Below are 21570 nucleotides of genomic sequence, written 5' to 3' on the forward strand. Positions count from 1 at the left end.
TAGCTGTTAATGCTACATACAAAGTTCAAAAAAATTGCAACAAACAACAACGAACAATTCACCCAATCGTATAAAAGGACACGAAAATCATAAGTCTAATTCCTCGTTCAAGATACAGAGGAGTTAGGCTTTTTTTACTTTCAAAATCCTTTACTTTGTAAATTTGCACTTTCTGGAGGTTACCCCATTGGTAAGCTCATTGGCAACGAGTGTTAAGTCTAGCGTTAATCGCTGGTAAAAAACTTGGCAGAAGTGGTTCATTTTTATGGTTGCAATCATTACTAACATTAACAAAAAAATAAATCTCAATACGTTGTCCACTTTATCGAATGATTTGTCTATATAGAGGGTGAAGGCATCACTCGTCTAGGCCAAAGACGTCTTGCTGTCGTCAAAAAAACACTCGCTATATATTCGGCACTATTTATTTGGAATAGACTAGCCGGTATTTCTCACTAGTAAAACGAACAAATCTAGCAAAGGAGCGACAAGTGTGAGCCGAAGCAATCAGACCAAGGAGGGATGCATTTCAATCCCTCCCTAGGCTTATTGCGTAAGGCCATCACCAAGGAAGAACATTCTATTTGTTAAGTGTTACCCCTGACCAGGCGCTTACACTTTTTCACTACATTTTCCAAAGGAGGATTCCTAATGAATTTATTAATCAATGAGTCACCGCTTCAGGTAATTCCGTCGCTTGCGATGCAAGTTGGATTAAACGCGGCCATTTTACTGCAGCAACTGCATTTTAGATCGCTCATCTCGCCAAATGTGCGAGATGGGCATAAGTGGGTTTACAAAACATATGAAGAGTGGAAAAACGAAGAGTTCCCATTTGTCTGTCGATACGATTAAACGGGCAATTCGTAGGCTGGAAGATAGCGGCTATATTATTTCGACTTCTTCGTACAATCGGATGAAAATGGACAAGACAAAATGGTACCGTATTGATTATACAATGCTGCAAATTCAGTCGGTGCAACATGCGCCATCAACGACCGCAAACTCAACTCAAGAGGAAGCGCAAATTGCCCCCACTACTGACGGCAAAATGCCCCTAGCAATAACCAAAGAAATTAAGAGTATTAAAAAAGACATTGTCGAGAACGATCTCGACGTTGTGTCTGTTATTGATTATTTGAACGACAAAATAAACAAGCAATTCAAAGCGTCTTCGAAGGCGACTGCACGATTGGTCAAGGCGCGTTTCAGGGATGGGTACACAGTGGCGGATTGTAAAAAGGTCATCGACACGAAAGCGGAGGACTGGCTGGATGATTCACATTGGCAGAAGTTTTTGCGCCCTTCAACATTGTTCAATGCGACGAATTTTGAAAACTATTTGGAAGAATCGAGGGGCAGTGACTTGCCGGAAAGCAGTCCGCCAAAGCCATTTGAATTAGACTTTAGCGAAGGAGAGGCGTAGCTATTTGGGTGCCTGAAATGTGAGTGGATTCGAGCGGGATGCGAGCAGGTTCGCGCGGTCGAGCAGTGGATTCGAGCGGGATGCGAGCAGGTTCGCGCGGTCGAGCAGCGGATTCGAGCGGGATGCAAGCCGGATCGGGCGGTCGCACGGCAGATTCGAGCGGGATGCGGACGGGTTCGGGCGGTCGCGCGGCGGATTCGGGCGGATTACAACCTTACACAGGCACCCGAAATTCATGAGAATAAATGTCGAGGAGGGTCGGTATTTCCCAGGAAATCATTTCATCTGTCACATTATCTGCAAGCCAATACATTATAAAGTCGGTACCTGTTATGTTAAATAATTGTTTGTGTGCAACAACCAACAATTCACTTAAAAACACAAAAGAGATTAGATAGTCAAGTACCTACCTAATCTCCCGTTCATAAATATGCAATTGCGGTGAATCCCCCGAATACCCCCTTGCATAGGTACCTGTAATTTATCGGGGAAACATCATCAAACAGTTTGGACTTTTGATGATAATGATGAGAACTTTCCTGAGAAGTATGTAAGTGCATCACTTTCAGTGTATTCGAAGTTCAAAACCTCGCCCACAAAAAGAACATGGTCGCCACCATCATATTCTTTCCACGGAGCACATTCAATATAAGCAAGTGATTCTTCAAGGCGTGCTGTATATTCCCCCTCAACCCATGTAAACGGCTCTTCTTCCTTTGGGCGTCCGGCAAAATGCATGGCCACATCTTCTTGCTGATCATTTAAAATATTTATGGTGAATGCATTATTTTTTAAGTGTTCCATTGCCTTCGTTTTTCGGTCAACAGACACTAACACTAAAGGCGGATCTAGTGACACCGAAGTAAATGAGTTCACAGTAAATCCATGATAACCATCTTCAGTTTTGCATGTGACTACGGTAACACCAGTTGCAAAACGTCCCATACAGTTTCGAAATTCTCTAACATCCATAAAAAACCCTCCTCTAATTTGTAAGTTCAATATATTAACTACGTTAATCAAGTTTTAGCTAGGGCAAATTCATTTCTGCCTAACAAATCGTAAGCTTGCTTCGTTTCCTTATGCTCAAAAAGTTTTCGTATTCTTGTTGAAGAAATAACTTCTCCTTTTGGACAAGTAACGACAGGATGCTGATAGGCATTGAACGCATTATCCAAGTCTTCAATTGAACCGCTTTTGCCTTTGCCAAAGTTGAACCCTGGCCCAACCCAAATTTCCCTAGGATTCACATCATTTAGCTCATCAATAAAGTCCTGTGCGCTCCTCGCCGCATAAGCCTCATCGAACGAAGCAAAAACCGTATAAGAGACGCCTAATGCTTCAAGAAAGCGTTTCTTTTCCGACAATGAAGTTAGCATTGACTGATTTTGAAAATAGACCTTAGGCGGTGGATCAAACGTATAAACAACAAGGGGCACCCCGTAAAGATTTGCTTGTAACTTCGCTTTTTTTATTAACGCTTGATGCCCACGGTGAATACCATCAAAAGCCCCAATTGTGACAACGGAATTTTCTAGTTTAAGCTGATTTTGTTGATATATCCTCATTTAAGTACCTCACTTTCTATTAAAAGTATTTATTCCTTTTCCGCAAAATATAAATAGATATAGGAGTAACTCTAAGAGGATAATCAACGAGAAATAAGAGGTAACCAGGAACATTCTACAATGCTCCTGATTATTTGCACTCTTTTTATTCCGTACGCATAACAAAGTTTAAAGATGCTTCTACATGACTACCTTTATCTCCAAATTTTGTTAGAAGATCCAAGCGAACACCATCCGCTACGTCATTTTCGAGCCATTCATCATCTTCCGAGAACACCTGAGTAATTAGGGTTTCATGGCCCTCAGCTTCAAACATTAAGTGAAGATGTGCGGGACGCATCGGATGCTGGCCAGTGTAATCCAAGAATTCTCCTGTTGGACCGTTCGTTGGAATCGGGTAAGGTAATGGAACAATCGATTTTATTTCAAAATCTCCATTTTCATCCGTATAGAAATGGCCTCTTAAATTATATTTTGGTGCATCAGAATCGAAAGCGGAATAGGTTGCAGAAGCATCATTTTGCCACATTTCTACCCGCGCATTTGCAAGCTTCTTGCCGTCCACATTACTAACATTCCCCTTGAAGAGCAGGACTTCTCCTGCTTCGTTAGGACGCTGCGTCAAAACCAATGGCTGTCCGGCCTCTGCTTCTAGTAAAGGTGATCCTTCAATGAAATAAGGCCCCAAGAGTGAAGGTTGTGTTCCCGGCTTCTCCGTGTACATCGCTCTCAACACATGGGTTTCTAGGAAAACATCCGCAAAAAGAGGAAGTTCCCCTGTTCGTCCGAGTCGATCAGCCCAATTTACGAAATTTGTGTATTCTTCGTGATTTAGTTTCGCTTCTTTCAAAAACGCTTGGACATGTTCGACAAACAAATCGAATATCTCTACTACACGTTCATTCTTTTTAGTCGCCTCTTTTTGCATGATTCGTCTCCCCCTAATTAGTATTGGAATAAGTAGAAAGTATATTTGTTTATTTATTTTTTATTATAAGCATGTACGTCATCAGGATTGATCCAAGTAGGATTTACCCAACCGTCTAAGTCATAATCGTCCATACATCGCTGAGCAAATTCCTCAAACTCTGCAGCTTGTCCGGATTTTTGAGCCATCGTTAAGTTTTCTATACGGATGTTTTCATTGTTTCCGGAATAGTTACGCTCATACAATTCGTGACGTCCTCCGTATTCGCTACCAATTGCATCCCAAAGCAATTTGATAACTTTAATTTTCTCTTCTGCTTCAATGCCATTCGAACCTCGGTAAAGCTTATCAATAATTGGACGCAATTCTGAGTTTTTAAAATCCTGTGCACTAGAAGGTTGGACAATAAGGCTTCCAGCCACTACTGTCTCGATAATGTCTTTCACCCTTGGCCAACCATCCGACATAAATACACGGTATGCCAGTCCATAATCTAAGTTAGGTAATTTAGAACCATTTGCACCTTCATCTGGATTTAAGGCCATCGCATCACTTATTGCCCAGAACATATTCCGATAAGCAAGTACTTCTCCGATATTGGCTTGGACACCGCGGAATTTATCCGTCCCGTTCCCTTTTAAAGCCTTGATTAATAAACCTGAGATGAAATCTAACTTTACAGCAAGTCTTGTCACACCATGAAACGATAGACGATGCAGGAATCCACTTTCCGGGAAGAAGCTATTTGCTTTTTCAATATCTTTGTAAACAAGTACATTTTCCCACGGAATGAGCGCATTCTCAAAAACAAGTACTGTATCATTTTCATCGAAACGGCTACTAAGCGGATAATCAAAAGGACTTCCTGTAACCGCTGCATTATTTTCATATGAAGGTCGGCAAATTACTTTAATTCCTGGTGTATCCATATCCGCAATGAAGACGAGCGCAAACTCTTCACTTGGAACCGCAAGTGCACCATAATGTGCAACAAAGTTATAGTTTACGAGTGCTGAACCAGTTGCTACCATCTTCGCACCGCTTACTAAGATGCCCTCTTCCGTTTCGCCAACACAATGGATAAATACATCCTTCACTTCATCCATCGGCTTGTCGCGATCAACCGGAGGATTTATAATTGCGTGGTTGAAGTACCAGTTTTTTTCTTGTGCTTCTTTATACCATCTTCTTGCATTGTCTGCATATTTACCGTAATACTCTGGATTAGAGCCAAGCGTTGCTAAAAACGCAGCTTTGTAATCTGGTGATCTACCCATTTGACCGAATGTCATTTTCGCCCATTGCGCGATTGCATCACGTGTTTTGAATAAATCTTCCGGTGTATAATCCGGTTGGAAGAATCGTTGCGTGAATCCACCATTTCCAGTATCAGTTTCTCTTGTTAATATATCTTTATATTCTGGGTCATGTAATGCGTCATATAAACTTGCAATTGAGCGAGCACTATTTCTAAATGCGGGATGTGTTGTAACATCGTCAACTTTTTCACCGTGGAGCCAAACTTCCCGTCCATCTCTTAAACTCTCCAAATACTCGGCGCCCGTCATAGGTAATTTTACTGCCTGTTCTTGTTTTGTAGTCATCTTTCATTCCTCCTTTTAAATAATGTAACCGCTTACTAACTACATCTTACATCCTATTCCAAATACTCGGAACTGCAAAAATACATCAACATTAACGTTTCAACTAGCAGAATTTACTGAACACTGGTGAATTACGAGATATCAGATTTCCTTCTAAAAACAAAAGCGCAGGCACCATAGTCTGAATGCCGCCTTTCAATTTATCCGCAAAGTATTATTTTATAACTTTTTAGGCCATAAAAAAAGACGAATCGGCAACCGATTCGTCCCTTAGACTTTATTCATTACTTGTAACACAAAATAAATCCTTATCGCAAGCTGACATTTAAATCGACCAGATCCCGTTTTCAAATCAACGCCACTCAGCAATTCAATTCTTTCAATCCGATAACGAACTCCCGCTATTGATAAATGCAATTCATCGGCTGTTTGCTGTAAATTCCCATTGTTGTCCAAATATGATTTTAGAGTGATGAGTAAACTTCCTTGGTTTTCATTGTCGTATTCCACTAATTCTGCGATTGTTTCCGAGTAAAACTTAATCAATTCTTGCTGATCGGACCCTTTGAGAAACATCATAATGGGTTCCAGTTCTTTATAAGCGGCCTGTCGACTACCGATCGGGTACGTTAATTGAACAAAATCGCATATATGAGTCGCATCCAAATAACTTTTACCCATCATTCGAATCGTATCAACAGGACGACCAGAACCGATATATACTTTTATGTCTGATAAACTTTCGCTAATTTCCTGAAGTAGATTGGAGGAAAATTCATCAATATGTTGTTCCTTAGACTCTGGAACAATCATAACGACATATCCATCTTTCTTAAATACATCAAAATGGGCATACCTTTTCGTGAGAAAACTTAGTATTTCCCTTACCTTTTCTTTTGGCAAAACGGTAATGGCAATAACCTGATTAGTCTCGCCCGGTTTAAAACCAAAAATAGAAGCTTGCCTTTCTAACGAAGCATCATCTATTATTTTATTATCAATAATTTCGGCAAAAAAATCTTCTCTTTTTCTCCATAAAGATTCTGTGATTTTACGCTGGTGATACATTTGAATTGTAAACACCATTAAGGAGCGGTTTATGATTAATTCTTCCCTTCGATCAAGCTTCTTATCACCGATGACAATCAGTTTACCTAATTCGACTTTTTGACTTTTCAAACCAAATGACTCGAAATAAAAGTTATCTTGCTTCATTGTAAAGGCCTTGCTTTTTATCCAACTATCGTATGCTTCCTCATCCTCTTTACACATAAAGTATGATGAGTAAATCTCGGTTAAATGATTAATAACGATGCTACGCCCTAGAACATTTCCAATCATATCCGTGATTTGATTGATATCTTTGTCTTCTAGAAAAAGATCTGTTAATTGATTTTGTACTTTTTCTGACTCGATGATATCTGCATTAAGCTGCTCAATTTCCATATATATGTCTTCCAAGACTGCTTGCAAAGATTCTGTTTTATAATAGCGTAAGTCCTTCCTGTGGACTTCATCGCAGTGTGCAACTGTTTGTGCTATAAAATAACAATCTGTGTCTCCTTTCCCCCGGCACTTTTCCTCATAGACGACAACTTCTTTTCCAAAAATCTTTGATAGATAACCACTCGCGTAGCCGATTAGCGTCCAGCATATCGCCTCGCTATCAACACCTTGTTGAGCAATATGATTCGCCACTTCAAACGAGTTTTTCCAATAACCTGTTAGGTATAATTTATCCCCTTCTATTTCCAAAACATCTGGCTCTACAGTTACAACTCCTTCTAATGTATGCATTGCTGGACCCGCCAACAATAATTCTTTTGTCGATTTCCAGTCATATTCTTCCCCAAGAGACTCTGCCGCCTTATTGCCACATGCCCAGCCATATCGCATTAGAAATCCTTTTGCGCGTTCTATACCAAGTGTATTAATTAAATCCGTACGCAAAATTCCTAATGCCTCCACGGAGATTAATGCCATTCGTTTATCATGGAGATTAATGATGCCTGAACGTGGATTAACATCAAGTAAATTTTGCAAAAGTAACTGATTGGCTTTCATCGTCATCCTTTCCCCCTCCTATTTTCCAATCCCTTTGTTTTGATAGTCTGGATGCACCATCAATCTTTCAACATAACAAGTCCCTTTTTCCTCGTATCCTCTGACCGAACCGACTATTTTATCGTTTAATGTAGCTTTTCAAATGGTCTTCCTCTGAAAATCTTCTTTGATATGTTCATATGTTTCCGTAAGTGGTGCAATTTGATAATTATTATTTATTTGGGCCTCGCGTAAATAAGCATTTTTTTAAATGTCAAGAATCTCTTGTGCATCAGCTTGAATCGCTTACAATAAGAAGATGATGATGATAATATACTAACAAGTTTAACATGATTTGAGAATTTTGTTTCTAATCAAAAAAATAATAATGTATATGGAATTCATATACATTATCTCAGTTATTTTGACACCAATTCCAGCGGTAGGACAGTTTATATTTACAGTAGATCCACTGCACAACGGAACCCTGTATGGCCAGTAGAGCTGTCTAAAGTATTGTGTGACCGAGCCGCTACCCTGTATCGATTACAATAAGATTTGTGACTGAGGTAACTGACACTAGTACAGTTTAGTTTAATAAGCACTAATTCAATGTTAGAATGAGGTAATTTTTACAGAGGTGGAGAAATTGTGAAATTATATTACAGTGAACGAACAATAGAATTTAAAATAGCTTATTTTAGAGAAGAGACGCTTCTTCGTGGCAAATTCGATGCCCTGGATATTAACAAGATGTTCGGCTTGTCCAAATGAGATACAGTGAAGCTAAGGTCAAGAAGCTCACCAGCAAGAATTTGTATGAACGGCTAACGCTGCTAAACTTCGAAAAGTCACCAGACACCAGATCAATCAACGTCATCCTGTCGGAGATTGCAAAGCGAAACCCTGCGGAGTACGAGGCGGGAAAGATCGAGGCAGAGGTGGAGAAGTCCAAACGCCATGCCGTCATGGAATCGACGGACATTCTCTACCTCGAAATCAAGTACAACGAGGACTATCTCGCCAAGCCGGAATCCGAGACCGACCCATACGAGCGCAAACTCCGGTCGGCCATGCTTGAAATGGTTCAGAAGGAACTAGGACGTCGGACAAACTAGGCCAATCGAGCAGCGAAGGCTCCTGGTTAAAAGAGTAAGCCACCTTTGTGTTTGTGTGCATGTACAATAAAAAACAAATAGAGATTAGATAGTCAAGTACCGATCTAATCTCCCGTTCATAAATAGGTAATTGTAGTGAGTTGTCAGGGTATTCCCTTGAATAGGTACGCTAAATTCAAACATGTAGCTGTTTTGTAATCAATCTTCTTTTAGTCCAAGTCAATGTAAATATCAAAAATAGCTCAAATGCGTTCGTCACTGCTCCACTATCTACATTGATAGGTATAGCACTTCCAATAGTCATAACAATGGCACCTATAAAGAAAACTGGCCAATTCGTTTTTTTCCATAAAATCGCACTTGCCACAATGAGAATAAGTGTAACGAGCAACACCATAATAGGAGGACCTGTCGCTTCTTCTACATTTGAATAGCTGATGACTCCGTATTCTTTCACTACTTCAAGTTCCAACCCCATAACTTCTATCGAAAATTCTAATACGATTAAGCCAAATGTATAAAGAATACCTACTAGTACTAGCCACTTTTTCTTGGCCCATTCAATTCCACTTTCCCGTAACGTACCGATCGAATACATAACAAGCAAGGGTGTTATTAAAGCATGTAAGCAAAAACGAGAGAAATTTAAACTTTCTAGTAACTCACCTTCACCAATCCACTTACCTGTTGCCAATAGCAAATTATCATAAATAAGCGGCAATATTACTATATAAATAACACTGGTCCATCTTGCAAAATCTTGTTTTTTAATGCCGTATAATCCCAAAATCAATAATATCGTATATAAAGCAGCATAAAGAAAATATAAAAACGTGTCCATTTAATCCACCTCCTTTTTGTTCCATTCCCAAATCCCAATTGCTTTAACCAGAAAACTAAATTGTTTGCCGCGGGCTTCGAGCGGTTTCCCTCGATATATGGGCGGTCAGCCGCGAGATTCGAGCGGTTTCTATCGATATATGAGCGGTCATCCACGGGCTTCGGGCGGTCTCTCTCGATATATCGGCGGTCAGCCACGGGCTTCGGGCGGTTTCATTCGATATATGAGCAGCCAGCCGCGAGATTCGGGCGGTCTCTCTCGATATATGAGCGGTCATCCACGACTTTCGGGCGGTCTCACTCGATATATGGGCGGTCAGCCGCGAAATTCGGGCGGTCCAACCCGATATATGGGCGGTCAGCCGCGAACTTCGAGCGGTCTCTCTCGATATATGGGCGGTCTTCCACGGTTTTCAGGCGGTTTCTCTCGATAAATGGGCGGTCACCCCATTATATAAAAAGCCAAAAGAGATTAGACAGTCGAGTACCTATCTAATCTCCTTTTCATAAATATATATTTGTAGTGAATTATTGGAGTAAGTTCGTGCACAGGTACCTAAAATTATTCATTGTGATGAATGTAACGAGGTTGTTACGTAGCACGCGGAAACAGGAGACCCATCATATACAGTAAATAAAAAGAGGACTAGGTATTATCAAAACAGAATCAATTTCTTTTCCCAGGCACCCCGGTGATGGTGTTATCAAAATGAAGCAATCAAGCATGATAACTAACATATAGAAGCAGAACCTGGAAAAAAAACTGACTTTTAATTTAAAAGGGGATAATGTAACGGTTTACAATATACCTATTATTTTAAGCAGTATAACGATTACGAGAATCGTAATAATAAGACCTAGAATGTTTCTCAAGGATATCCCTCCTTTAGAAATATTGTACCATGGACATTATAACTATAAGTGTTTTGTATGGAACTTATTTCAAATTTAAATGCTAGTATAATGAGTGGTAACACACACTTCGGCCATGAGGCGAACATAGAATCGGGTGAATTGTTGGTTGTTTTTTGTTGCACACAATAATTTCGAACGGCAGCTGTTTTGCGATCTAGATTATTTCCTGTACTGCAGTCACTTGGTTCTCTGGAGGAGAAAACTATTTTAATTATGAGCCTTAAAGAATACTACTAATCTTTTAGCAATATACTTACTTAACTTTTCAAAATGAGGGGGACTTAATATATTTGGCCTTTATCGTAAAAAAACGGCGGTTGTGGAAAATATTAAACTCGTTACATTATTAGACTTGGTGAAACATGGTGATCGAGTTAATTTAAATATTAAGAATGAAGATGCGTATGAAGGAGAAGTACTCTTAGCTAAAACAAGAATCCTTGTGTTTGAAGGTGTTAGTATTAAGTTTTCCGAATGGGCCGAATGGACTGTTACCATTGTTTTAAATCATGATAATAAGAATTTTACGGTGTATAAATCAGATGGTCTAAAAATAGATTGGAATAATGAAACGATTGATTATGCCCATAATCATTCTTATCAGGATATAGAAGTAGAATGGAATCACAAAGGGGAATGGTGTGATTATATTTCATCGACCGTCCATGATTTAAAGATCAAATTAGAACAACACAGAGATGAAACCACACTCCGAGCTAAACTTGAAAAGGATAGACAACATAAATTAAACGTAGCAATAGATAATGAACAAAAAGAATACTTCAAACGTGTTTTCGAAAGTAAGTGAATCAATTTCATTAGAAATAGTACCTGTGCATCAAACGAAGACGAACAATTCAACTAATTGTATAAAAAGCCAATAGAGATTAGATAACAACTTAGAAATTCATTAATGATATTGATTTACGTTCTTTAACTAAAACATCGCTATCGCAGAGCAAATCGGTAAGTAAGTCTGAAAGAGGTACCTGTGAGACACAAAGACGAACAATTCACATAATCAAGTAATTATACAAAAAGCAAGGAAAAATCGCATATTACAATGTATTATTATAGAATTGTATTGTAATTACTGAATAGTGCCGGTCACAGGTACCTAAAATTAAGATCAAATCCGTGAATAGGCGAGCGCACCCGTTTCGCATGCGCGTTTTATTGCATAAATATATAAAAAAAAATGCAGTTCCAATATTAGGAACTGCATTCACTATATTTTACCACTTATTTTGCAGTAGTAATGGTTTGTACATTTTCATCGCCTCGAACCTCAACATTGCTTCCTTCAATAATAACTTCTTTTACTTCAGTTCCTTTAAAGTCAACGACGACTGCACGGTCTTTTTTCGGTTTAATGGTTACGGTTTGATTCGCAAACCCTTCCCCGTGAAATTCTGCATATTCACCTGTGAACACAACACCATTTTTAATGTTTGATGCTGCGTCGAGTGAGACCGATACACTTGGATCATGGATTATTAGTTTTCCAGTAAAGTAACCCTGATAATCATATACTTTTTCGGGAGTAATCGTTTCTTCTTCCGTTTCGTTATTTACTGAAGTAATGAATTCCATATCCCAGTAAATATCAGAACTAGTTGCACGGTCCTGATGTACCTCTGCAGCTAATACGTTTGTACCTTCAACTAAATGAGCTAAATCTGCAGCGTCTAATGTAAATGTTTCATATCTACTTTCATCAGCAACACTTGATCCCGTTAAATCTGATAGATATTTGTCATAACCAATTTCGCCTTCTGGTAGATTATATCTTCCAATTTCTTGTCCATTTAGATAAAGGATAACACTATCATCAATGCCAAAGTTAATGTGTCCAACGTCACCAATCTTACTCAAATCCTCTACTTCAAATGCTGTTCTGAAATAGTATGTCGGAATTTTATTACCAGAATCTGGACCAAAGTTAATAAGTGTATTAACAGAGCCGAACATTGGCCGATTTTCTGTTTTTGAGTATCCAAGTGGTGCTGCTCCGCTCATCCAGCTACTGTCATCAAAATCAGTTGCTCTCCATTCAGTACCTTGGTTCGATCCATTATCAAGGTATTTCCAAGTTTTTGCTTTTTCAAAAATAGTTTGTTCAGTGTGCTCAACGATTTGAATGGTTACTTTTTCTGTTTCTATGGATTTCCCATCATTTGTTACTTCTGCCCAAATCCGAATATTACCGGGCTTAGCACCTTCTTCAACAGCTACTTTTCCATCTTTAGAAATAGAAAGTTGACCTTCCGGGCTTGTTTTGTACGTAATGTCTTCGTTAGCAATATCATACACGCCACCATTAACATTTTTACCAGTTACGTTCAGTGAGACTTCTGGATAGAATGTTGTTGCTTCAGTAGGTACTACCTCTCCTGTTGCTTCAATTGAAACAGACTCAAGAGCTGGAAGTACTACTTCAATACTTGGATCCTTAACGATCTTGTACGTATCCGTTACTTCCATTGTATCTACACGATGTGTCGTAAATTCTAAGCTTGTTGGTGTCACTTCAACATTTGTAAACGTGGGCGTTCTCAATTGTGATCTATTTGCTGAATAAAATTCAGGATCCTTTAAATTATAATATTTACTACCACTTGAAGAGTTTGCAGTCAGGTATAATGTACCGTCTGGGTTAATAACACTGCCATGTTCGTCAATCATTTGATTTTTAAGTGGTTGAAGATTTTTCATTTGGTATGTTCTTACATAGGAATGATCATGTCCCATTAGAACAGTATCAACATCTAACTTATCAATCGTAGGTACAAGTTCTTCCCTCAACTTAATAATTCCTGCTTCTAGAGAGTGACTTGCTGCACTATAGATGGAATGATGGAATACAACAAACTTCCATTTAGCATTTGGATTTTCCGCAACTGTCTCTTCCATAAACTGAATATGCTCTGCTGCATTCTTATTATTCGAATTCAAGTTCATTACAAGTGTATCGCCATATGTGAAATAGTAGTCCCCACCAGAATTATCCTTATTTCCTAATTCCGGATTTTGATTCGGTGTATTAAAATGATATTCATAATACTCTGTATCATCATGGTTACCGATCGTTGTTGCAGTTGGATATTGTTTCAGTTGTTCAGGTGCAAAAAACCCTGTGTACTCTTCTTCTGAGTTTGCATCATTTACTTGATCCCCTGCTGATTGTATAAAGCTTGTATTCGGGTATTTTTCAATTGCTTTATTTATCGTGTTTACCCATCCAGCTGTGTCACTAGGAACATTACCAGAAGAACCAATTTGCGGGTCCCCTGTGAATAGGAAACTATACGAATCTGTGGCCTGAGTTTTGAAGCTGTAAGTTTCTGACCATTTTCCATTGCCATCACCTAAACGATAGACATATTCTGAAGAACCTTCGATTCCCGTAATTGTTGTCTCATTTGCTTGATATCCTAAAGATGCTGCTGCTAGAGTTGCTGTAACAGACTTTGCGTCTTCTGGGAATTTTGAAACACTACTATCTTCTACCTTCGCATATTCAATAACACCTGGTACATCCGTTTTTGGAGAATACCATGAGTAATTTCTTTCTGTTTCATCTGCCCCTGGAGCAAAAGAAATATTAGATGCATCATACACTGTTGGATCTACAGGTGCTTGATAAATCGATTTAAATTCCATATCGAAAAATATGTCTGAACTAGAAGGTCTGTCCTGATGTACTTCAGCAGCAAGTACGTTTGTACCTTCTACTAGGTATGACATTTGTTCTTCAGTTAAATTAAAAGTTTTATCACTGCTTTCTGGTGAATCATCAAGGCCATAATCTTCAACATAGCGATTAAATGGAATATCTTCATCTTCAGGAAGATTATATCTAACAATCTCTTTTCCATTTAGGTAAATGATGGCACTGTCATCAATACCAGCTGTGATTAATCCTGAAGTACTTATTTTTGATAGATTTTCTACTTCAAAAGTTGTTCTGAAATATGATGTTGCATGCTTGTTTCTAGAATCGCCACCAAAGTCAATAATCGTTGCGATATTACCAAACGTCCCATGCTTCTCAGATTCAGGATAACCTAGTGGTGCAGCTCCCGCTTTCCATGTGCTATCTTCAAAATCTTTTTCCTTCCAATCTGTTCCTTGGTCTGAACCATCGTCAAGGTATTTCCATGTGCTTGCTCTGTCTAGTAAAGACAAGTCTGACTTTGCCTCAGCTTCTTCTGCATCGGCTGTTCCTACAAATGGACTTAAATTTGAAAGGACCATTAATAATACGAGAGCAACTGCAAAGAAACGACGCAATGATTTGTTTTCTTTTATTACGGACACCACGCTACCAACACTCCATTCTATTATTTTTTCCGTCCGGAATTTACAGACAATTTTATATTACTCTACAATTATTGTAATACTGTTAGTTTAATGTGAAAATTAAGTAAAGTTGATCAAATAGCACGTTTGAAGCACTTACTGAAGAAATGTAACTGAATACTAAATGGGGGATTAGATTTGAAGTTGTATAGCGATATTGGAGGTTAATTGAAATAGTTTCGAAGGTTTAATAGAACTGCATGAATATATTACAAGTTTCTTGCTGGAGACCAACGATTGCGTAGCTTATCTCTACATTGAAAATGGAAAGATAAGCTACGCAATCGTAATTTGAAGGTCGGAAAATTTGAGGAACTAGCTGAGGTCGAACTTCGCCAATCTTATTCCCTCAGCACCGCTTACTATTTTTGGGCGAGTGTATAAAACGCCCCACGGTGGCAAGCTAACTAAGTTCAAAAATATTATCCGAAGGTTGAGTTACAATGAGCGAGAAAGAGCATATTAAAAAAGAAGTACAAAAAGCTGCCCAGGCTGAGTTTTCTGAAGAGATTGGACAATTTGCCAATCGAATAAATTCAATGCAAAACCTTAATGGTCAACAACAGTCTTATCAGGGGCAAGGGCAGCAAAATCAATTTCTTCAACAGTTAGGTCAATTTAGCCAGCAGACCCAACAACAAATTCGCCAAACGGACCAACAACTTCAACAATCTATGCTAGAAGCAGTTCAAATTCTTAATCAGGGTTTACAAGCTGTCAGTAATAATCAAGCCTTAAATCAAGTTAACCAAGCTATAAGCCAAGCACAACAACAACTAAATCAAGCACGCCAGCAAGCACAACAGTTTCAGCAAAATCAACAAATGCAAAATCATAATATGTCTCAACAGAATCAACAGTATTACTAATTTTTTCAACAGTTATCAAAGCTGAGTCTGGAAAGCGTCGATTAGACGCTTCTAGATATTAAAATTGTTGCACCCAATAAAAAGCAGATTACCCAACTCTTCCATCATTTTCGAGAAAATGATCGTATTTGGTTAAATCAATTCTCTAAAACAAAAACCACAACAAACGCTGTTATTACAACGTTTGTTGTGGTTTCTTCATTTCTTAAACTTCTTCTTTTTAGGATTATGCACCAGTGCGCCCCTTAGGATAGACATTAAAGACCCTGAGGTTTAAACGTTACTAATTTAGGGATCTGTAAAAGATATCAGGGGGGGGTTTCAGCCCCAGATTCTCCTTGCGTAATAGGTATCCTTTTTCACTTTCACTTCGTAGACATCCGGGTGCGACAATCCTGTCCATTCTTTGAGCCCCTGCATGCCGTCAATTTGCATCAATAAAAGCCCCATCATATTGCGATGAGTAGCCAACAATTACTAATCTCATTGGTATCCAAAAAGGATATTGAGCTACATTTAAATACTAGGAATTTTATCATTACATTAGTCTCTAGCTGTAAAATAGTAAAGCTGGATATCTTCATCTGGTCCCATGCCAATTCGTAATATTACTAATTCCTCTACGTTAACTTCCTCAATATACTCAAGGTCTATTTGATTTTGAATAGAAGTGAAAAAATCAAGAAAAATACCAGGTACCCATGTAAATTTGATTTGTCTCGATACCTGGCATTTTTCACTTATTCTGTTGGAGGATACGGATAACTTCCTTAAAATTTACCGGTTTACTTATATAATAACCTTGGATTAATTCACAGTTTAGGTGTTTGAGAGCTTCAAACTGTTCCTTGTGCTCTACACCTTCGGCTACAACCTTTAAACCGATTGTATGGGCTAAGTTAATGATGGTTTCAATAAATTTAAGATTCTTCGTCGATTGGAGCATTTCATCTACAAAGCTTTTATCAATCTTCACATGATCAATCGGTAGACTGTTCAAATAACTTAAAGACGAGTAGCCCGTTCCAAAATCGTCAAGATGAATGGAAATCCCCATTTCTCGCAGTTCTTCTAATTTTAGCTTATTGGAGTCGAACGAATTCATCATGGCAGTTTCAGTGATTTCCAGTTCAATCCACTCAGGTGGAATACCCGATTCCTCCACTATTTTCCTTACACCAGCCACAAAATCAGGTTGCATAATATGGATCGCCGAAATATTAACAGCAATATGCACAAACTGCTTCAACATGTTATTCATCTTTTGAACCGCACTACAAGCCTCTTTTAATACCCATTTATCGATTTCTACAATTTGTCCTGTCATTTCAGCTGTTTGAATAATTTGGATCGTATTATAATCAGTAAGGGCAGGTGAATTTGTTCGTAAGAGTGCTTCAACGCTTGTACTTCTTCCTACTACCGAATTATATAACGGTTGAAAAAATAATTCGAATTCATTGTTTTTCAAAGACTCTCGGATGCCCTGCTCTATTTTCAGTTTTTCTTCTACTTCTCGTTGAATACTTTCATCAAATAGTCGGTATCCATTTTTCCCTAAACCTTTTGCCCGATACATGGCCATATCTGCAGTTTTCAACAATTCTTCTGCCGTTTCCCCGTGAAGCGGATACAGCGCAACTCCAACGCTGGCTGTTACATTTAACATTCTAGATTCCACGATAGTAGGTGTGTCAAATAGACTTATTATTTCTTCAGCTAGGCTCTTTGCCTGCCCTATTGACGCTACATCATGAAGCACTATGATAAATTCATCTCCACTTATTCGAGCAACCTCTTTATGTATGGGGGATAATGAAGTTAGTTTGTTGGCGACTTCGATAATTAACTTATCTCCAAATGTATGACCCAGCGAATCATTTACCATTTTAAAATTATCCAGGTCTAGAAAAACAACAGCTTTTAAGCATTCATTCTGATCGACTTCAAGTGATTCTGTTAACGTTTCTTGTAAGCTTCTTCTATTTAATAACCCAGTGAGTGAATCACTAGATGCTAAATGCTCGATTTTTTCCTCTCTTGCTTGCAATACTTTTTTTGACTCTTTTAGTTCTATATATTTACCTCGTAATTTTTCTTCTGCGACAATCAGCTCTTGATTTGAAATAAGGAGTTCTTCATCGCGCTTTTTGATGGCTTGAATCATACTATTAAATCCGGCTGATAGGCGTGCAATCTCGATATAGTCATTTGCTTTTGCGTGGACATCATAATCCCCATTTTCTACGGAAGCCATCAGCGTGCCCATTTTTTTTAAAGGACGCACTCCTCTTAAAGCAACCAAGTATGTAATGGTACCAAACAATAGGAAGCAAAGTAAGCCAATCATGACAATCGGCAATTGCTGTTTGAATAGTTCTTGAGTGATTTCCTTTTCATTGATGGCCGCCATTATGCTCATGCCATTCTCTCTAATTGTATCAGCACGTATAAGATAGTTTTTTCCCTGAATGATATAAGGAACATAACTTCCTTTTGCGTCTTCTACTATACTTTCGAACTTGGATCCAAACGGTAATTCCCCAATCATATGATGTTCCCGGTTGGCTAGAATCGTGCCATTACGACTCAGCAGCATGATCAATCCGTCTTCTCCGATTTTTGCGTTACTAATTTGATTACTCATTTCTACAAGTTTCAAATCGACCGCAACCACTCCTTGAATCCCTTCCGGACTAATGACGGGCTTAGATGCAGTAATAATGATTTCTTGCGTTATAAAATCGAGGTACGGCTCTGTCCAAAATACATCATCGGGATTTTCAAGAGCAAGCTGATACCATTCTTGTTCGATTGGATTAAAACTCTCCGGGATTTTATCATCCATTCCTTGAAAGTAGTCACCATTCTCCAAACCGTATACAAGATGTCCATAAACAGGGAAATTTTCTTGCTGTACTTGTATCAAAGCTGCAACCTCATCCGTACTACTCGAATAATTGCTCAGTAAGAGGAGTGATTGACTAAGTTGTTCTAAAGTATTATCTACGATAGAAAGTTGATGTTCAAAGGAAAGTAGTGTGTTATTTAATATAGATTCTGATTCGTTTTTATATATTTTTTCTAGGCTCTCATTTAAATTTTTTTGGGATAAGAAAGTGAATAAGGACATCGTTGTGACACACATCAGAAAAATTAAAATCATCGCCCAGAATTTAATGCTTCTTATTTTCAAAAGATTGATTCACCTCCATGCTACGATAGAACGTCTATTCCTCATTCAAGAAATGTTCGTACATATATTCTTTTCCAAGAATGGTTGCTATATTTCTAATTGAGTTGTAAGTTTTCTCATCCGCTTCTATGTATTTCTCAATACTTTCGTCAAAGTTCTTTAAACTAGTAGGTGCTTCACTATGGATATTCATCATGGCGAGCGTGAAGCTTTTTTGAATCGATTTGTCTAAATCACTTCTAGCCACATACGGAGAGCCTGGGATATCTTCGGACTTCCAAATGACATTCATGTCTTCCGGCTGGATCTTCCCTTCTCTTATCAAATTGTTATACTGGACACTACTAATAGCTCCTGCATCCGCTTTATGATTTTGAATATCGAAGGTCACCTGATCATGGGAACCAGCATAATACGTTTCACTGAAAAAAGTTTCATAATCGATATGTCTACTCTTAAATAATGTATAAGGTAGGACAAACCCTGATGTGGAACCTGAATCGACAAACGCGAACTTCCTTCCTTCTAACTCTTCAATCGAGTGAATTCCCAAATCTTTATGCGCAAGAATAAGAGAGTTATAGTAGATACCGGTATCTATTCTATCTTGGACAATCAATGGAGTCAGCTCCATTTCACTTTCAGCGGCTATATAGGAAAAAGCGCCGTACCAGCCGATGTCAATCTTCCCATCCTTCATTGCTTCGATTAAACTCACATAATTATCAGTAGCAACCACTTCAATCGGACGTCCCAGTCTTTCTTCTAAATATATCCGAACAGGTTCAAAGTCTGCCTCCATTTCTGCAGCGTCTTTGACAGGAATCATTCCAATTGTCATTTTTTTTGGGGCTCCTTCACAACTCGCCAAAATAAAACTCAATATAAAGAAAACTAAAATGGAGCCTATCTTTTTGCTAATCATTGCAGATACACACCCTATTCAAAAAAGTTATAGTATATAGCACACAGTGACTATTATACTATTTATTGTATTGATTGTTTGTAAACTTTTCATATTGTTTTATCATTCTTATAACCACTTTTTCACAATAATAAACAGGTACCCATTGAACGATAAATTATTTTGGACCTAGTATTTTTGAAACTTTGTATGAAAATCGGACGGTGAAAGTCTTTGGGCACTCCGCAATAACAAGATAGAAGCGGCTAACGGTCGAGAAGATAAAGATGCTCTTACGTCCACCCCTGTTTTGACAACCTCAGGTCTCCACTATTCAGGTGTGAGAAAGACCAGTTTAACAGTCAATTACAGAGTATAGAACCAGCAATTGCGGGGTGCCGCACACAGCGTACCTGAAATCAATTAAAGGCAATCTACTGCTTTGACGAAAGATGAATAACATTTCAATTACAACTTTATGCTGGTTTCTCCAGTATAATAAGGTGTGGTGGCGGTATTAATTTAATAGATGTAAATGATGATACTGAAGAATCGGAGGAAATTAAGATGCAAAAGTATTCACTTTACAAAAACGGTGTTCACTTGAAAGATTGAGAAACAATCAAAGAGTTGTGCTTATGGCTGGAAAATATCATTGATGGAAGTTTATATCAAGGGATATGCCGATTACGTGATGGTTGGATTCCAGAAGAGCATTCACAACTTGCAGGGTACACAGTGGAAACAAAATTATAATACCAATTGAAAATCGGTACCTGTGCAACAATGAACAGTTCCCACAATTGTATGTAAATTCAAAGAAGATTAGATATTGAAGTAAACATCTAATCTTCGCCTTATAAATATGTAATTGCGGTGAATTGTTGGAATTGGCACCTGAAATTAAAGACATCAATCCCTCCTACTTTAACTTCTCTATATGGTAAGTTAAATTCCCCTGTCCGCGCTCTTCATTTTCTACTCGTAGGTTATACTCCATTTTGCGCAGACTATACGTTTCTTTCATAGTAAGCCTGTCTAGATTTATATTTTCTTCTTGTAAAACCATCACCAATGCAGCTTCAGAGGAAATTAAATCAACGTCAACTAACGACTTCCCGGTATTTTTATATGCACGAATTGCAAAGGTATACTTCTGGAATACCCCTTCAAGGGATAAGACTTTTCGATTAATAGACTTTACCTTTGGTGATTCATGCGGGTCTGCCTTTGGGTTATATGTAAATTCAATGGCATCGCTCTCGACAGGGTAGAGTGATAATGGTTTATCCTTCTTTCCATTCCGTGCAATTGCGATAATAAAGAAATACGGTAAATTTAAATAATTCGCCGATCCGCAATCACCATTACTCGGATCCGCCCAATCTTCAAAAGGCTCCTCATGGGGATGGCTATGGTAGGTCCCGACACAGGAGGATGTAGAAAATAATTCTTTTGTGGACTTCACAGCCTTATCTACAAGTGAGTCAGGAGCAACAGACATATCACTCCGATTTGCTACACTTCCTACTGGAAACGCATAGTCGCATTCAATCGATTTTTCTTTCGCAAGACCGAATAGTAGACCATGTGCCTCCGAATGAACTTTTTTCTTAGTTTGCGGGAAAAATTGTACAGCATCTAAAATCATTGTTGATAAAACATGTTGAATAAGTTCAATCGGCTTCTCATCATTCATCATCGATAACACTCCCTCTTATGAAAAAACGTCCCAACACCTTGAAATAAACTCTTGATCTCGGCTTAAGATTGTAATCCTACCGGATGCCAAAAACT

Annotated in this window: 19 protein-coding genes and 2 pseudogenes; 8 read left to right on the forward strand and 13 right to left on the reverse strand. The window is 38.4% G+C overall.

What is annotated here, in order from left to right; genetic code table 11:
- Positions 1–651: 651 nt before the first annotated feature.
- The 3 genes from AC25Y5_RS02450 to AC25Y5_RS02460 are packed head-to-tail and all read left to right on the forward strand — an operon-like array spanning position 652 to position 1665.
- Entirely contained in the window at positions 652–855 is a 204-nt protein-coding gene (locus AC25Y5_RS02450; protein WP_488138948.1) for a hypothetical protein, read from the forward strand.
- Positions 836–1426 carry a conserved phage C-terminal domain-containing protein gene (locus AC25Y5_RS02455; protein WP_488138949.1) on the forward strand — a complete coding sequence of 197 codons (591 nt, stop codon included), beginning with the start codon at positions 836–838 and terminating at the stop codon, positions 1424–1426. The genes AC25Y5_RS02450 and AC25Y5_RS02455 overlap by 20 nt, the downstream gene beginning before the upstream one ends.
- A 38-nt stretch (positions 1427–1464) precedes the next feature.
- Positions 1465–1665, forward strand: coding sequence for a hypothetical protein (locus AC25Y5_RS02460; protein ID WP_488138950.1), 201 nt, complete (start codon positions 1465–1467; stop codon positions 1663–1665).
- Between the two features lie 259 nt (positions 1666–1924).
- Here the strand turns inward: AC25Y5_RS02460 and AC25Y5_RS02465 are convergent, their stop codons facing one another.
- From AC25Y5_RS02465 to AC25Y5_RS02495, 7 genes and pseudogenes are all read right to left on the reverse strand, one after another.
- Positions 1925–2398: a flavin reductase family protein gene (locus tag AC25Y5_RS02465; RefSeq protein WP_488138951.1), complete on the reverse strand. Its 474-nt coding sequence runs from the start codon at positions 2396–2398 to the stop codon at positions 1925–1927.
- Between the two features lie 47 nt (positions 2399–2445).
- Positions 2446–2994, reverse strand: a complete 549-nt coding sequence (locus AC25Y5_RS02470; protein ID WP_488138952.1) for an FAD synthetase family protein — start codon at positions 2992–2994, stop codon at positions 2446–2448.
- Positions 2995–3139: 145 nt separating this feature from the next.
- The gene (locus AC25Y5_RS02475; protein WP_488138953.1) at positions 3140–3922 is read right to left on the reverse strand and encodes a dioxygenase family protein; all 783 of its coding nucleotides are present in this window, start codon (positions 3920–3922) and stop codon (positions 3140–3142) included.
- Between the two features lie 53 nt (positions 3923–3975).
- Positions 3976–5526, reverse strand: coding sequence for a 4-hydroxyphenylacetate 3-hydroxylase family protein (locus AC25Y5_RS02480; RefSeq protein WP_482104207.1), 1551 nt, complete (start codon positions 5524–5526; stop codon positions 3976–3978).
- Positions 5527–5796: 270 nt separating this feature from the next.
- A complete protein-coding gene (locus tag AC25Y5_RS02485; protein WP_488138954.1) occupies positions 5797–7596 on the reverse strand; it encodes a XylR N-terminal domain-containing protein in 1800 nt (599 codons plus the stop codon).
- A gap of 12 nt (positions 7597–7608) precedes the next feature.
- A pseudogene (locus AC25Y5_RS02490) lies at positions 7609–7713 on the reverse strand (GNAT family N-acetyltransferase); the annotation flags it as partial.
- Positions 7714–8027: 314 nt separating this feature from the next.
- Positions 8028–8144 (reverse strand): annotated as a pseudogene (locus tag AC25Y5_RS02495) (formylglycine-generating enzyme family protein); the annotation flags it as partial.
- A gap of 76 nt (positions 8145–8220) precedes the next feature.
- On the opposite strand from AC25Y5_RS02495, the gene AC25Y5_RS02500 reads away from it, so the two are divergent.
- Together AC25Y5_RS02500 and AC25Y5_RS02505 are read left to right on the forward strand one after the other, a co-directional pair.
- Positions 8221–8343, forward strand: a complete 123-nt coding sequence (locus tag AC25Y5_RS02500; protein WP_488138955.1) for a hypothetical protein — start codon at positions 8221–8223, stop codon at positions 8341–8343.
- A complete protein-coding gene (locus tag AC25Y5_RS02505; protein WP_488138956.1) occupies positions 8340–8687 on the forward strand; it encodes a hypothetical protein in 348 nt (115 codons plus the stop codon). Before AC25Y5_RS02500 ends, AC25Y5_RS02505 begins: the two co-directional genes overlap by 4 nt.
- 175 nt (positions 8688–8862) lie before the next feature.
- Here AC25Y5_RS02505 and AC25Y5_RS02510 read toward each other — a convergent pair whose 3' ends face one another.
- The gene (locus AC25Y5_RS02510; RefSeq protein WP_488138957.1) at positions 8863–9528 is read right to left on the reverse strand and encodes a hypothetical protein; all 666 of its coding nucleotides are present in this window, start codon (positions 9526–9528) and stop codon (positions 8863–8865) included.
- Between the two features lie 97 nt (positions 9529–9625).
- Here AC25Y5_RS02510 and AC25Y5_RS02515 point away from each other — a divergent pair, with 97 nt between their 5' ends.
- Positions 9626–9961, forward strand: a complete 336-nt coding sequence (locus AC25Y5_RS02515; RefSeq protein ID WP_488138958.1) for a hypothetical protein — start codon at positions 9626–9628, stop codon at positions 9959–9961.
- Between the two features lie 800 nt (positions 9962–10761).
- Positions 10762–11250 (forward strand): hypothetical protein, encoded by a 489-nt coding sequence (locus AC25Y5_RS02520; RefSeq protein ID WP_488138959.1) that lies wholly within the window; start codon positions 10762–10764, stop codon positions 11248–11250.
- A gap of 434 nt (positions 11251–11684) precedes the next feature.
- On the opposite strand, the gene AC25Y5_RS02525 is transcribed toward AC25Y5_RS02520, so the two are convergent.
- On the reverse strand, positions 11685–14765 hold the full coding sequence (locus AC25Y5_RS02525) for a purple acid phosphatase family protein (RefSeq protein ID WP_488138960.1): 3081 nt from the start codon (positions 14763–14765) through the stop codon (positions 11685–11687).
- Between the two features lie 482 nt (positions 14766–15247).
- On the opposite strand from AC25Y5_RS02525, the gene AC25Y5_RS02530 reads away from it, so the two are divergent.
- The gene (locus AC25Y5_RS02530; RefSeq protein WP_488138961.1) at positions 15248–15673 is read left to right on the forward strand and encodes a hypothetical protein; all 426 of its coding nucleotides are present in this window, start codon (positions 15248–15250) and stop codon (positions 15671–15673) included.
- 321 nt (positions 15674–15994) lie between these two features.
- On the opposite strand, the gene AC25Y5_RS02535 is transcribed toward AC25Y5_RS02530, so the two are convergent.
- The 4 genes from AC25Y5_RS02535 to AC25Y5_RS02550 all read right to left on the reverse strand — a co-directional run bounded on the left by AC25Y5_RS02535 (position 15995) and on the right by AC25Y5_RS02550 (position 21475).
- Positions 15995–16144 (reverse strand): hypothetical protein, encoded by a 150-nt coding sequence (locus AC25Y5_RS02535; RefSeq protein WP_488138962.1) that lies wholly within the window; start codon positions 16142–16144, stop codon positions 15995–15997.
- A 265-nt stretch (positions 16145–16409) separates the two neighbouring features.
- The gene (locus AC25Y5_RS02540) at positions 16410–18839 is read right to left on the reverse strand and encodes a bifunctional diguanylate cyclase/phosphodiesterase (protein ID WP_488139250.1); all 2430 of its coding nucleotides are present in this window, start codon (positions 18837–18839) and stop codon (positions 16410–16412) included.
- Between the two features lie 64 nt (positions 18840–18903).
- On the reverse strand, positions 18904–19794 hold the full coding sequence (locus tag AC25Y5_RS02545; RefSeq protein WP_488138963.1) for a phosphate/phosphite/phosphonate ABC transporter substrate-binding protein: 891 nt from the start codon (positions 19792–19794) through the stop codon (positions 18904–18906).
- A 901-nt stretch (positions 19795–20695) separates the two neighbouring features.
- Entirely contained in the window at positions 20696–21475 is a 780-nt protein-coding gene (locus tag AC25Y5_RS02550; RefSeq protein ID WP_488138964.1) for an MPN domain-containing protein, read from the reverse strand.
- Between the last annotated feature and the right edge of the window lie 95 nt (positions 21476–21570).

The organism is Sporosarcina sp. Y1011 (assembly GCF_057669885.1).

What these genes read in the sequence shown, in the direction of transcription:
- AC25Y5_RS02450 (WP_488138948.1), top strand. Translation starts at nt 652, where the DNA reads ATGAATTTATTAATCAATGAGTCACCGCTTCAGGTAATTCCGTCGCTT.
- AC25Y5_RS02460 (WP_488138950.1), top strand. Translation starts at nt 1,465, where the DNA reads ATGCGAGCAGGTTCGCGCGGTCGAGCAGTGGATTCGAGCGGGATGCGA.
- AC25Y5_RS02465 (WP_488138951.1), bottom strand. Translation starts at nt 2,398, where the DNA reads ATGGATGTTAGAGAATTTCGAAACTGTATGGGACGTTTTGCAACTGGT.
- AC25Y5_RS02470 (WP_488138952.1), bottom strand. Translation starts at nt 2,994, where the DNA reads ATGAGGATATATCAACAAAATCAGCTTAAACTAGAAAATTCCGTTGTC.
- AC25Y5_RS02475 (WP_488138953.1), bottom strand. Translation starts at nt 3,922, where the DNA reads ATGCAAAAAGAGGCGACTAAAAAGAATGAACGTGTAGTAGAGATATTC.
- AC25Y5_RS02480 (WP_482104207.1), bottom strand. Translation starts at nt 5,526, where the DNA reads ATGACTACAAAACAAGAACAGGCAGTAAAATTACCTATGACGGGCGCC.
- AC25Y5_RS02485 (WP_488138954.1), bottom strand. Translation starts at nt 7,596, where the DNA reads ATGACGATGAAAGCCAATCAGTTACTTTTGCAAAATTTACTTGATGTT.
- AC25Y5_RS02505 (WP_488138956.1), top strand. Translation starts at nt 8,340, where the DNA reads ATGAGATACAGTGAAGCTAAGGTCAAGAAGCTCACCAGCAAGAATTTG.
- AC25Y5_RS02510 (WP_488138957.1), bottom strand. Translation starts at nt 9,528, where the DNA reads ATGGACACGTTTTTATATTTTCTTTATGCTGCTTTATATACGATATTA.
- AC25Y5_RS02515 (WP_488138958.1), top strand. Translation starts at nt 9,626, where the DNA reads ATGGGCGGTCAGCCGCGAGATTCGAGCGGTTTCTATCGATATATGAGC.
- AC25Y5_RS02530 (WP_488138961.1), top strand. Translation starts at nt 15,248, where the DNA reads ATGAGCGAGAAAGAGCATATTAAAAAAGAAGTACAAAAAGCTGCCCAG.
- AC25Y5_RS02540 (WP_488139250.1), bottom strand. Translation starts at nt 18,839, where the DNA reads ATGATTTTAATTTTTCTGATGTGTGTCACAACGATGTCCTTATTCACT.
- AC25Y5_RS02545 (WP_488138963.1), bottom strand. Translation starts at nt 19,794, where the DNA reads ATGATTAGCAAAAAGATAGGCTCCATTTTAGTTTTCTTTATATTGAGT.
- AC25Y5_RS02550 (WP_488138964.1), bottom strand. Translation starts at nt 21,475, where the DNA reads ATGATGAATGATGAGAAGCCGATTGAACTTATTCAACATGTTTTATCA.